Consider the following 11,118-nt stretch of genomic DNA (forward strand, 5'->3'; position numbering starts at 1 on the left):
CCGGACCCGGGTGGTCCGGTGGGTGCTTGCCGTCCGCGTACGTGCGACCTGACGACGATCACCTCATCTGGAGAGACCCTCATGACGCATGTCTCCGTACGCCGGGGCCTGCTGTACGTTTCCATCGCGGCGACCGCCTGGGGTACCGGCGGCGCCGCCGGCGCGCTGCTCGACCTCACCGGCGGGCTCGGCCCCGTCGCCGTCTCCTTCTGGCGGTTCGCCGCCGGGGCGGCCCTGCTCCTGCTCGCCGGCCGCCTGTTCGGCCTGGGAGGGGGCGCGAGGCGCCGCTCACCCGTCGTCGCCTCCCGGCCCGGCGGGACCTCGACCGGCGACGGGCCGCGCGCCCGCCGCTCCGGCCGGTCCGGCGATCTCGGCAGGATCCTGGTCACCGGTGCGGGGATGGCCGTCTACCAGACCGCCTACTTCGCGGCGATCGCGGAATCCGGTCTGGCCGTGGCGACCGTGGTCACCATCGGCGCCACCCCCGTCCTGGTGGCCGCCGGTGGCCGGCTGCTGCTGGGTGAACGGCTGGGGGCGGCCGGGCTGGGGGCGGTCGCGGTCGCGCTGGCCGGGCTGGTCCTGCTGACCCTCGACGACGGGTCGGCGTCCTTCTCGGCGTCCGGCACCGGGTGGGCCCTGCTGTCGGCGGCGGGCTACGCGGGGGTGACGCTGCTCAACCGTGCCTTCGCGGCGGAGCCGTACGCCACCGCGACGGGCGGCTTCGTCGTCGGCGGGCTCTGCCTGCTGCCGATCGCGCTCGTCCAGGGCCTGCTGCCCTCCGGTGATCCGCTCGTCTTCTGGACGGTGATCGCCTATCTCGGCGCGGTCCCGACGGCCCTGGCCTACGGCCTCTTCTTCATCGGCCTGGGCGCGGTGCGCGCCACCACCGCCTCGGTCGTCTCGCTGGTGGAGCCGGTGGGCGCGGCGCTCCTGGGCGTCCTGCTGTTCGGCGAGCGGCTCACCGTGGTCGCGGCGTGCGGCGGGGGCCTGCTGCTCGGCGCGGTCGTCCTGCTCGCCCTGAACGAGAGGGGACGGGCGGGCGTCCCGGCGTGAGGACCGTCCCCGCGCGGTGAGCCGTACGCCCCGTCCGGGGTGTACGGCTCACGGAGCGGACGGCCCGCGGTTCACGTCTCGCGTCTCACGGTTCACGGCTCGCGAGGGGGACACGGCCCGCGGGACGGCCGGCCGGACGCGCGGGGCGTCAGCCGAACAGGCCGGGCTCGGCGGCGGTGATCTGGTCGTACAGCGGCTGGAAGTTGATCCAGCCGACCGTGTCGTTGCCGATCTGGCCGTGGGTGAGCTTGGCGTTCTCGTGGCTGATCGGGACGGTCGGCCCCGCCGCCTTGGCCAGGAGCTGGGCCTGGCACGAGCGCTCCAGCGTGATGAACCACCAGGCGGCGGCGTCCACGGTCTCCCCCACCGTGAGCAGCCCGTGGTTGCGCAGGATGACCGCCTTGTTGGAGCCGAGGGCCTGGGCGATGCGGCGCCCCTCCTCGGTCTCCAGCACGACGCCGGTGTAGTCGTCGAACAGGGAGATGTCCTCGTAGAAGGCGCACGCGTCCTGGGTGAGGGGCTCCAGCAGGGTGCCCAGCGAGGACAGCGCCTTGCCGTACACCGAGTGGCTGTGCGCGGCGGCGATCACGTCCGGCCTGGCCTGGTGGACCATCGAGTGGATCGCGAACGCGGCCTGGTTGACGTGGTAGCGCCCCTCGACCACCTGGCCCTCGTGGTTGACCAGGATCAGGTCGGCGATCGTGATCTGCTTGAACGACATGCCGAACGGGTTCACCCAGAAGTGGTCGGTGTGCTCGGGGTCGCGGACGGTGATGTGGCCGGCCACGCCCTCCTCGAAGCCGAACCTGCCGAACAGCCGCAGCGCCGCGACCAGGCGTTCCTGGCGGTGGCGGCGCTCCTCCTCGACGGTCGCGAACGCCTGCGGCAGGCGGAAGATCAGCTGGTCGGTGGGGATCGGCTGCAGGTCGGACAGGCTCATCATGCCTCCAGGATGGAAGGGTCGAGGCCGGCGGGGCCGTCGTGGCCCGCCAGGCCGAGGGTGAGGTCGAGTTCGGCGAGCAGGGAGCGCAGGACGTGGCGGACGCCGTCCTCCCCGCCCACCGCCAGCCCCCACATGTACGGGCGTCCCAGCAGGACGGTCCGGGCGCCGAGGGCGAGCGCCTTGACGACGTCGGAGCCGGTGCGCACCCCCGAGTCGAACAGCACGGTCAGCCGGTCGCCCACGGCCGCCGCGATCGCGGGGAGCGCGTCCAGCGACGCCGTGGCGCCGTCGACCTGGCGGCCCCCGTGGTTGGAGACGACCACGCCGTCCATGCCCGCGTCGGCGGCGCGCAGCGCGTCGTCGACGTGCTGGACGCCCTTGAGGACGATCGGCCCGTCCCAGTTGTCGCGCAGCAGCGGCAGTTCCTCCCAGGTGTGGGCACGGCCGTTGAACATCGGCACCCACTGGATGATCGCCGCGTTCAGGTCCTCCTCGACCGGGCGGGCCAGCCTGGAGCGGAACACCGGGTCCGAGAACGGGATCGCCAGGCCGGTGCCGCGCAGGAACGGCAGGTAGGCGTGGTCGAGGTCGCGCGGGCGCCAGGCCAGCGTCCAGGTGTCGAGGGTGACGACCAGGGTGTCGTAGCCGCTTTTGGCGGCCCGGTCCAGCAGGCTGAGCGTCACCTCGTCGTCGTGCGGCCAGTAGAGCTGGTACCAGCGGGGGCCCCCGGCCTCGGCCACCTCCTCGATCGTGTGCGAGGAGGCGGTGCTGAGCACCATGGGGACGCCGAGCGAGGCGGCGGCCCTGGCGGTGGCCATCTCCCCGTCGGGGTGCACGATCGACTGCACCCCGACGGGCGCCAGAGCCAGCGGCGCGGGGTAGGTCCGGCCGAACAGCTCCACGCTCAGGTCCCTGGCCGAGACGTCGCGGAGCATCCGGGGCACGATCCGCCGCCGGTCGAACGCCTCGCGGTTGGCGCGCTGGGTGGCGCCGATTCCGGCCGAGCCCGCCACGTACCAGTACGGCCCCGGCTCAAGCCGTTCGCGCGCCACCCGCTCCAGCTCCGCGAAGGACGTCGAGTACGGGGGCGGTTGCCCCGCGAGGCCGTTGAGGTAGATCTCGTACTGGTAATCGGAGAACGACATGTCCCAACCTTTGTGCCGATCGTGGAGAATGTCCACGCCTGGACGGGCGGAACCGGACCCCGGCCCGCCCCCACCGGACCGGGCCCCTGATCTGTACACGGCCGATCTTTACACCACAATGTCCAGGAGACGGAACGCGAGCCCGGGAAAGGGCGTTGGAGGGAACGTGGCCTCGATAACTCAGCTCTTCCGGCGTTTTCTGGAACGCCCCGGCACCGTGGACCTGTCGAAGTTCGAGCGGGTGGTGACCGAGGCCGGGGCCCGCGAGGAGCGGATCCGGGCGCTCGACGAGCTCCCCCGGCCCTCGGTCGACGACCTGGCCGAGTTCTGCGCGATCGTACGGGAGGCCGCGCGCCGCTCGCTGGACCTGCGGCCCTACGACGGACAGCTCGTCGGCATGCTCGCGATGCTCTCGGGCAACGTCGCGGAGATGGCCACCGGTGAGGGCAAGACCCTCTCGGGCGCGATGGCCGCCGCCGGGCACGCCCTGCAGGGCAAGCGCGTCCACGTCATCTCGGTCAACGACTACCTGGCCCGGCGCGACGCCGAGTGGATGGGCCCGCTGTACGAGACGCTCGGCGTCTCCTGCGGCTGGATCGGGCAGACCTCCACCCCCGAGGAGCGCCGCGCGGCCTACGCGGCCGACGTGACGTACGGCTCGGTCAGCGAGATCGGCTTCGACGTGCTGCGCGACCGGCTCGCCACGAGCGTGGACGACCTGATCGTCCCGGCCCCGGCCGTGGCGCTGATCGACGAGGCCGACTCGGTGCTGGTCGACGAGGCCCGGGTGCCGCTGGTGCTGGCCGGCGCCGCCGACCCCGGCGACGCCGTGCCGGAGATGGCCGCGCTGGTCAGGCAGCTCGTCAAGGGCTACCACTACGAGCTCGACGACCAGGCGCGCAACGTGCACCTGACGAGCAAGGGCATCGACACCGTCGAGCAGGCGCTCGGCGTCGAGCTCTACGACACCCCGGGCACCCTCACCGAGGTCAACCTCGCCCTGCACGCCCACGCCCTGCTGACCAAGGACGTCGACTACATCGTCCGCGACGGCCGGGTGCACCTGATCAACGCGTCCCGGGGCCGGGTGGCGCTGCTGCAGCGCTGGCCGGACGGCCTGCAGGCGGCGGTGGAGGCCAAGGAGGCGCTCTCGCCGTCGGAGACCGGCGAGATCCTCGACTCGATCACCGTCCAGGCGCTGATCACCCGCTACCCGGAGAGGTGCGGCATGACCGGCACGGCGGTGGCGGTCGGCGACCAGCTCCGGGAGTTCTACGACCTCAAGGTGGCGGTGGTCCCGTCCAACCGGCCGTGCGTGCGGACCGACGAGCCCGACCGTCTCTTCGAGTACCGGATGGAGAAGGACCTCGCGCTGGTCGACGAGATCGCCGAGGTGCACGCCACCGGCAGGCCGATCCTGGTCGGCACGCTGGACGTGGCCGAGTCCGAGCGCCTGGCGCTGACGCTGAGCGGCCGCGGGCTGGAGTGCGTGGTCCTCAACGCCAAGAACGACGCCGAGGAGGCGGCCATCATCTCCCGCGCCGGGGAGCGCGGGGCGCTGACGGTCTCCACCCAGATGGCCGGGCGCGGCACCGACATCCGGCTCGGCGAGGGCGTCGACGAGCTCGGCGGCCTGTACATCATCGGTTCCGGGCGGCACACCAGCAGCCGCCTGGACGACCAGCTCCGCGGGCGCGCGGGCCGCCAGGGCGACCCCGGCGGCTCGGTCTTCTTCGTCAGCGGCGAGGACGACCTGATCACCCACTACGTCGCCGACGAGTACGCCACGGGCGTGCCGGAGCGCTCGCTGGTGGGCCACGCCCAGCGGGTCGCCGAGGGCGTCAACATGGAGATCCACCGCAACACCTGGCGCTACACGCGGCTGCTGGAGCGCCAGCGCGGCCTGCTGCTGGAGCGCCGCGACAGGGTGCTGCGCGAGCGGACGGCCGGGGAGGCCCTGGCCGCGGCGGCCCCCGAGCGGTGGGCGGAGCTGTCGGAGAGCGTCGGCGAGGACGTGCTGCACGAGGCCGCCCGCCAGATCGTGCTGTTCCACATCGACCGCGCCTGGGCCGACCACCTGGCCTACCTTGGAGAGCTGCGCGAGGGCATCCACCTGCGGGTGCTGGGCCGGCTCAACCCGATCGACGAGTTCCACAAGGACGCCGTCCCGGCCTACCAGCGGCTGCTGGCCGAGATCGAGACGCGCTCGGTCGAGACCTTCGAGACCGCCACGGTCACCGACGAGGGGCTGGACCTGGAGGGGGCGGGGCTCAAGCGTCCCACCGCCACCTGGACCTACCTGGTGCAGGAGAACCCGTTCGGCACCGAGTGGGACCGCATCCTCAACCGCCTCACCAACAAGGTCCGCCGCCGCTGACCCGGCCGCCGCTCACCGCGATCGGTAGGCGTCGGCCCGATGCCGAATGGTGATCACCTGGACCACGACGCGGTCGTCGTCGATCAGGTAGAGCACCCTGTAGTCGCCTCGGCGCGCGGACCACTGCGGGGCGAGGGGCTCGTCGAGCGGCTTGCCCACCCGGTGAGGGTTGTCCAGGAGCGGGCCGGTGATGAACTCCCAGATCGCCGGCACCGCCTTGGCGGGCAACCGCTCGGCGAGGTCCTGCCGGGCACGGCGGGTGAGGCTGAGCTCGTACCGCCCGCTCACAGACGGCCGGTCCGGCGGAGCTCGGCCTCCACCTCCTCCTGGGAGAAGGTGCGTCCCGCCTTCAGGTCGGCGAGGCCGTCGCGGATGGCCTCCACGGTCTCCGTGGAGGCGAGGATGTCGATCATCTCGCGCATGGTCTCGTAGTCGTCGGCGGCCAGCAGCACGGCCGCGGGCACACCGTTGCGGGTGATCTCGAATCGCTCGTGGGTGGTGACGGCGGACTCGATGATGCCGGAGAGCCGGTTTCGCGCCTCGGCCAGCGGAAGAAGCGTCATGTACATAATTCTAGCCAACACCTGAGGGCGAGGCCAGCGATCCGGAACGCCTCGCCGAGCGCGGCATCCTCCCGCGCGGCCGGTCGGCGGGACATCATGATCCGCGTTACGTGCCCGGTAATGGTTTCGTCGTCCGGCGCCGGTTATCGTGGCGTACGTGACCACCACCAGCGCGTCCCGGCCGGTAGGTGAACTTCTGCGCCAGTGGCGCGAGCGCCGGCGGATGAGCCAGATGGACCTCGCGATCCAGGCCGACATCTCCACCCGTCACCTGAGCTTCGTGGAGACCGGACGTTCCAGACCGAGCAGGGACATGATCCTGCACCTCGCCGAGGAGCTGGACCTGCCCCTGCGCGAGCGCAACCACCTGCTGCTCGCCGGCGGTTTCGCGCCGCTGTACTCGGAGACCCCGCTCAGCTCCCCGCACATGGCCTCCGTGCGGGAGGCCCTGGGCCAGGTGCTGAGGGGGCACGAACCGCATCCGGCGGTGGTCGTCGACCAGCGCTGGAACCTCATCGACCGCAACTCCGCCACCGGGGTGATGCTGCGCGGGGTCGCGCCCGAGCTGCTGGTCCCCCCGGTCAACGTGCTCCGGCTGAGCCTGCACCCCAGGGGCATGGCGCAGCGCATCACCAACCTGGGCGAGTGGCGGGCCCACCTGCTGCACCGGCTCCGCCGCCAGATGAGCCTGACCGCCGACCCCGAGCTCGCCGCGCTCTGGCGCGAGCTCGACGACTACCCCTGCGACCAGCCCGAACCCGAGATCGACCGGCCCGGCCCCGGCGACATCGTGATCCCGTTGCGGATCCGCCGGGGCTATCGGGAACTGACGTTCTTCAGCACCATGACGACCTTCGGCACCCCGCTGGACATCACCGTCGCCGAACTGGCCGTCGAGGCGTACTTCCCGGCGAACCCCGAGACCGCCGCCTACCTGCAGCACCAGCACCACCCCGACTAGGGGACCGCGGGACCGGCCGGGCGGATCCTCCACCACGTCAGGTTGGCCGCCGCCCGGGACGCCGGCTCGATGATCTCCCATGCCTCGGTGATCAGACCGTCGTCGAGCCGCCAGACGTCGACGACCGTGATCTCCGGTCCGGCACCGGGCAGCCGGCGCCGCGAGTGCATCACGACGTGATCGCCGTCGGCCAGCACGTGCCGGATCTCGACCCGCATGCCGGCGAGCGGGGCGAGCGCGGCGCCCACGGCGGCCAGCCATTCCGGCTTCGTCCTGGAGGTCGCGTCCGGACGGTGGTGGAGGAAGTCGTCGCTCAGCACCGACGCGAGCGCGTCGACGTCGCCGGTCGCGACCAGTGCGGTCAGCGCCCGCTGGACGATGCCCTTGTTGTCGTGGGCCGTGTTCCGCCCGGCCGTGTTCTGCGTGGTCGTGTTCTGCGTGGTCACGAGCAGCAGTTTTTCCAGCGTCCGGGCGTTTGTCGATGAAATGGCATTTCATGGCGTTCGGTCTTTCGATGAGTAGCATCGTCGTCCATGCACACGGTGGGAGAACTGCTGCGGCAGTGGCGGCATCGCCGGCGGCTCAGCCAGCTTGACCTCGCGATCGCCGCCGATGTGTCGGCCCGTCACGTCAGCCTGGTGGAGACCGGCAGGTCCCGCCCGAGCGCCGGGATGATCCTGCGACTGGCCGAGCAGCTCGACGTGCCGCTGCGCGAGCGCAACCGGCTGCTGCTGGCCGCCGGCCTCGCGCCCCGCTACGCCGAGCGGCCGCTCGACAGAAAGGCGCTGCCGGCGGCCTGGGACGCGATCGAACGCGTGCTGCGCGCGCACGAGCCGTACCCGGCGCTGGCCGTCGACCGCCGGTGGGACATCGTGACGAGCAATCGCGGCATCGACCCGTTCCTCGCCGGCGTCGCCCCCGACCTGCTGGTCCCGCCGGTCAACATGCTGCGGCTGGGGCTGGACCCGCGAGGGCTCGCGCCGCACATCGTCAACCTCGCCCAGGTGCGCGCGCTGCTGTGCGTCCGGATCGCGCGGCAGCTCGCCACGGCTCCCGACCCCGGGCTCACCGCGCTCCACGAGGAACTCCTGGCCCCCCATTCGGGGGACGCGGGCCAACCGGTCGAGTCCGAGATCGCCATCCCGATGGTCTTCCGTTTCGGCGGGCGTGAACTGCGGCTGTTCTCGACGACGACCACGTTCGGCACCCCGACGGACATCACCCTGGACGAGATCGCGATCGAGTCGTACTACCCGGCGGACGCCGAGAGCGCCGCCTACTTCACCGCACCCGGCGCCGGCCGGTAGCCCACGCGCTCTCCGGCCGGAAGGGCGGCCGGCCGGAACGACCGGCCGGCCGCCGTCCCCGGGTCCCTCGTCCCGGACCCGGGCGCGCCGGTGCCCTACCCGCTCGCCCGGGAGGCCGCGGCCCGCGACGCCGCGACCCTGGCGAGGACCACGTCGACCACGAGGAAGGCGAGCAGCGAGAGCCCCAGCAGCGGGAGGAACACGCCCACGGCGACCACCACCGCCGCCAGCGGCAGGGTCAGGGCCAGGGGCAGCCGCCGCAGGGCGCCGCGCTCGTAGGGAACGCCGAAACCGCGGGTGGGACGGCGCAGCCACCACATGCGGTACCCCCACACGATCATCGCGATGAGCGCCAGGGCCAGCACCGCCAGCAGGATCTGGTTCGCCGGGCCGAACAGCACGCCCATGTGCCCGTCGATGCCCCAGCGGGTCAGCTTTGCCGCGACCGGGTAGTCGTCGAAGCGCAGTTCGGCGGTGACCCGGGCGGTGGCGGGGTCGACCGCGACCTGGTCGTTGCGCTGCGGCCAGAGCCGGTCGTTCTCCTTGACGACGTAGGAGCTCCCGGGCTCGGAGGGCCAGACGATCTCCAGGGGGCCGGACAGCCCGCTGCCCGCCGCGGCCCGGACGACCTGGTCGGCGTCGGCGACCCGGGCGGCGCCCCCGGCGTCACCGTGGCCGCCGTGTCCACCCTGCTCACCGTGCTCGCCGTGCTCCCCGGAGGGGGCGGGCAGCGACGGGGTCGTCCAGCCGAACGAGGTCTGGAGCACGTTCACGTTGTCCCCGGCGTACTTCGACCAGGTCAGGCCGGTGGCCGAGAGGGCGAGCAGGCCCACCAGCGCCCACAGGCCGACCGAGCCGTGCCAGGAGAGCGTCTTCCGCAGGCCGCGGGGGCCGCGCTCGGGCGCGACGATCCCGCGCAGCCGCCGCCCGGTCCGGCGACGGCGGGTCAGCCAGAGCACCACGCCGCCGAGCCCGACCAGCCAGAGCCAGCTCGCCGCCGTCTCGCTGTAGACGCGTCCCGGCTCGCCCAGGTGCAGGTGACGGTGGAGCTGGGAGATCCAGGTCCGCACGGGCAGGGCGCCCGAACTGCCGTAGCTCTCCAGGGCGCCCCGGACCTGGCCGGTGTACGGGTCGACGAACACCGCCAGGCGGGTGCTCTCGGCCAGGCCGGGCACGTCGAGCAGCACCTGGGTCGTCACACCGGGCTCGTCGGAGGTCCGTACGGCCCCGACGGTCCCCTCGGGGTGCGCGGCGGTCGCGGCGGCGACCTGCCGCGCCAGCGGCACCGGCTGCGCCCCCGCCGGTACGGGAGCCGTCAGCTCGTGGGAGTGGACCACGTTCTCCAGCTGGAAGGAGGCCGCGTACAGCAGGCCGGTCGTCGCCGCCACCAGCAGGAAGGGTGCGACGAGGATCCCGGCGTAGAAGTGCAGTCGGAGCAGGAGCACGCGCAGCGTCGCCCAGGGGGACGCCGCGGGGGGTTCGGGCCGCGCGGGCGGGAGGGGCCGCCCGGCCGCCGGTGGGATCTCGATGTCAGAGGTCATGGGGGGTTCTCCTCGGGCGGGGAGCGCGTATCGGCGGATACGCGCGACCGCGGTACGGGGTTCGGCCCGGCGCGTGAGAACGCGTACCGGACATGGGAGAGGACGGACGGGCACGCCGGCGACGCGGGCGCGTGAGCGCGCACCGGTGACGCGGACGAGCGGACGAGCGCCGTCGGCGGTCCGGACGCGTGGACGCGCGCCGGCGCCGCCGGTGGTCCGGACGCGTGGGCGCGCGCCGGCGGCGTGAACGCGTGGGCGCGCGTGCGGGCGGCGTGACGCGTGGTCGGGTGCCGGTGGCGCGGACGCCCCGGCGGGCGGGCGGTGGTGACACGGACGAGCGCGGTGTCACCGGGCCTCACCCGCCAGGACGGCGCGACGGGACCCGGGCACGGTCCGCCGGGCCGGCGGCCGTGGCGGCCCCGGGCGGACGGCCCGATGTCAGACGGCGTACGAGGGCGCCGGCGGGCCTCGGCGGGAGACGGTGGCGGCGAGCAGCCGGGTGACGGGCGGCACCCGGTCGGCGGGCGCGGCCGGACGCGCGGCGGGACGGTGGGCGGCGGGCGCGTACCGCCGCAGCACGGTGAGGATCGGCGCGAAGAGCAGGTACAGGAGTGTGGCCAGGCCGCACTCCTCCCGCTCCAGCCAGTGCGCCGACAGCAGCGCCGTCACGGCGTGCACCAGCAGCATGAACAGGCCGGTGGACAGGCCACCCTCACCGTGCTCGTGCCCGGCCGGCGGCGGGACCGCACCCGCGGTGAACCACAGGTGCATCCCGTACTGGGCGGCGAAACCCGCTCCCGTCAGGACGCCGAAGCCACGCCGCCGCCGGGCGAGGACGAACGCCCCCGCCGCGGTCGGCACCGTCGCCCAGGCCAGTACGCCCGCCCCCACCGGGGTGCCGCCGGCCAGCACGTGCATGGCCAGCGACACCGTCACGCACACGACCGCGAACACCGCGGCGCGAACGGAGCGCAAGGCGTACATGCGGCAATGGTGACAGAGAATGACGAATCTGCCAGCCCCTTGATCTGTTTTTCAGAAACGGGAACGCCCGGCCGCCGTCGGCGGCCGGGCGTTCCGACGGGTGCGTCCCCCCGTCAGGGTCGTCCCGCCGGGCCGTCGCCGGGAGCGTGACCGGGGGCGGGGGCCGAGTCGTGACCGGGGGCGGGGCCCGAGTCGTGACCGGGGGCGGGGCCCGAGTCGTGACCGGGGGCGGGGCCCGAGTCGT

11 protein-coding genes are annotated in these 11,118 nt (G+C 73.3%); 4 read left to right on the forward strand and 7 right to left on the reverse strand.

Features of this window, described 5'->3' with window-relative positions:
• Window positions 1-81 precede the first annotated feature (81 nt).
• Window positions 82-1,053: an EamA family transporter gene (locus AB0G16_RS02895; RefSeq protein ID WP_362797692.1), complete on the forward strand. Its 972-nt coding sequence runs from the start codon at window positions 82-84 to the stop codon at window positions 1,051-1,053.
• A 148-nt stretch (window positions 1,054-1,201) separates the two neighbouring features.
• Here AB0G16_RS02895 and AB0G16_RS02900 read toward each other — a convergent pair whose 3' ends face one another.
• Together AB0G16_RS02900 and AB0G16_RS02905 are read right to left on the reverse strand one after the other, a co-directional pair.
• The gene (locus AB0G16_RS02900) at window positions 1,202-1,996 is read right to left on the reverse strand and encodes a class II aldolase/adducin family protein (protein ID WP_362797694.1); all 795 of its coding nucleotides are present in this window, start codon (window positions 1,994-1,996) and stop codon (window positions 1,202-1,204) included.
• The gene (locus tag AB0G16_RS02905) at window positions 1,993-3,141 is read right to left on the reverse strand and encodes a lactate 2-monooxygenase (RefSeq protein ID WP_362797696.1); all 1,149 of its coding nucleotides are present in this window, start codon (window positions 3,139-3,141) and stop codon (window positions 1,993-1,995) included. Before AB0G16_RS02905 ends, AB0G16_RS02900 begins: the two co-directional genes overlap by 4 nt.
• Window positions 3,142-3,316: 175 nt before the next feature.
• On the opposite strand from AB0G16_RS02905, the gene secA2 reads away from it, so the two are divergent.
• Window positions 3,317-5,518 (forward strand): accessory Sec system translocase SecA2, encoded by a 2,202-nt coding sequence (secA2, locus tag AB0G16_RS02910; protein WP_362797730.1) that lies wholly within the window; start codon window positions 3,317-3,319, stop codon window positions 5,516-5,518.
• Window positions 5,519-5,530: 12 nt separating this feature from the next.
• Here the strand turns inward: secA2 and AB0G16_RS02915 are convergent, their stop codons facing one another.
• Together AB0G16_RS02915 and AB0G16_RS02920 are read right to left on the reverse strand one after the other, a co-directional pair.
• Complete coding sequence (locus tag AB0G16_RS02915; RefSeq protein ID WP_362797698.1) at window positions 5,531-5,806, reverse strand: type II toxin-antitoxin system RelE/ParE family toxin; 276 nt, start codon at window positions 5,804-5,806, stop codon at window positions 5,531-5,533.
• The gene (locus AB0G16_RS02920) at window positions 5,803-6,081 is read right to left on the reverse strand and encodes a type II toxin-antitoxin system Phd/YefM family antitoxin (RefSeq protein WP_362797700.1); all 279 of its coding nucleotides are present in this window, start codon (window positions 6,079-6,081) and stop codon (window positions 5,803-5,805) included. Before AB0G16_RS02920 ends, AB0G16_RS02915 begins: the two co-directional genes overlap by 4 nt.
• A gap of 157 nt (window positions 6,082-6,238) precedes the next feature.
• Here AB0G16_RS02920 and AB0G16_RS02925 point away from each other — a divergent pair, with 157 nt between their 5' ends.
• Window positions 6,239-7,042, forward strand: a complete 804-nt coding sequence (locus AB0G16_RS02925; RefSeq protein WP_362797702.1) for a helix-turn-helix transcriptional regulator — start codon at window positions 6,239-6,241, stop codon at window positions 7,040-7,042.
• Here the strand turns inward: AB0G16_RS02925 and AB0G16_RS02930 are convergent.
• Window positions 7,039-7,488: a nuclear transport factor 2 family protein gene (locus AB0G16_RS02930; RefSeq protein ID WP_362797704.1), complete on the reverse strand. Its 450-nt coding sequence runs from the start codon at window positions 7,486-7,488 to the stop codon at window positions 7,039-7,041. The genes AB0G16_RS02925 and AB0G16_RS02930 overlap by 4 nt on opposite strands.
• A gap of 87 nt (window positions 7,489-7,575) precedes the next feature.
• Between AB0G16_RS02930 and AB0G16_RS02935 the strand changes: the two genes are divergently transcribed.
• Window positions 7,576-8,349, forward strand: a complete 774-nt coding sequence (locus AB0G16_RS02935; protein ID WP_362797706.1) for a helix-turn-helix transcriptional regulator — start codon at window positions 7,576-7,578, stop codon at window positions 8,347-8,349.
• A gap of 95 nt (window positions 8,350-8,444) precedes the next feature.
• On the opposite strand, the gene AB0G16_RS02940 is transcribed toward AB0G16_RS02935, so the two are convergent.
• Both AB0G16_RS02940 and AB0G16_RS02945 read right to left on the reverse strand, forming a co-directional pair.
• A complete protein-coding gene (locus tag AB0G16_RS02940; protein ID WP_362797708.1) occupies window positions 8,445-9,890 on the reverse strand; it encodes a PepSY-associated TM helix domain-containing protein in 1,446 nt (481 codons plus the stop codon).
• A gap of 438 nt (window positions 9,891-10,328) precedes the next feature.
• Window positions 10,329-10,874, reverse strand: coding sequence for a hypothetical protein (locus AB0G16_RS02945; protein WP_362797710.1), 546 nt, complete (start codon window positions 10,872-10,874; stop codon window positions 10,329-10,331).
• Window positions 10,875-11,118 lie beyond the last annotated feature (244 nt).

Source organism: Streptosporangium sp. NPDC023615, from assembly GCF_040640155.1.
In the GTDB taxonomy this organism is placed as follows: Bacteria; Actinomycetota; Actinomycetes; order Streptosporangiales; family Streptosporangiaceae; genus Streptosporangium.

What these genes read in the sequence shown, in the direction of transcription:
- AB0G16_RS02895 (WP_362797692.1), top strand. Translation starts at nt 82, where the DNA reads ATGACGCATGTCTCCGTACGCCGGGGCCTGCTGTACGTTTCCATCGCG.
- AB0G16_RS02900 (WP_362797694.1), bottom strand. Translation starts at nt 1,996, where the DNA reads ATGATGAGCCTGTCCGACCTGCAGCCGATCCCCACCGACCAGCTGATC.
- AB0G16_RS02905 (WP_362797696.1), bottom strand. Translation starts at nt 3,141, where the DNA reads ATGTCGTTCTCCGATTACCAGTACGAGATCTACCTCAACGGCCTCGCG.
- AB0G16_RS02920 (WP_362797700.1), bottom strand. Translation starts at nt 6,081, where the DNA reads ATGACGCTTCTTCCGCTGGCCGAGGCGCGAAACCGGCTCTCCGGCATC.
- AB0G16_RS02935 (WP_362797706.1), top strand. Translation starts at nt 7,576, where the DNA reads ATGCACACGGTGGGAGAACTGCTGCGGCAGTGGCGGCATCGCCGGCGG.
- AB0G16_RS02940 (WP_362797708.1), bottom strand. Translation starts at nt 9,890, where the DNA reads ATGACCTCTGACATCGAGATCCCACCGGCGGCCGGGCGGCCCCTCCCG.
- AB0G16_RS02945 (WP_362797710.1), bottom strand. Translation starts at nt 10,874, where the DNA reads ATGTACGCCTTGCGCTCCGTTCGCGCCGCGGTGTTCGCGGTCGTGTGC.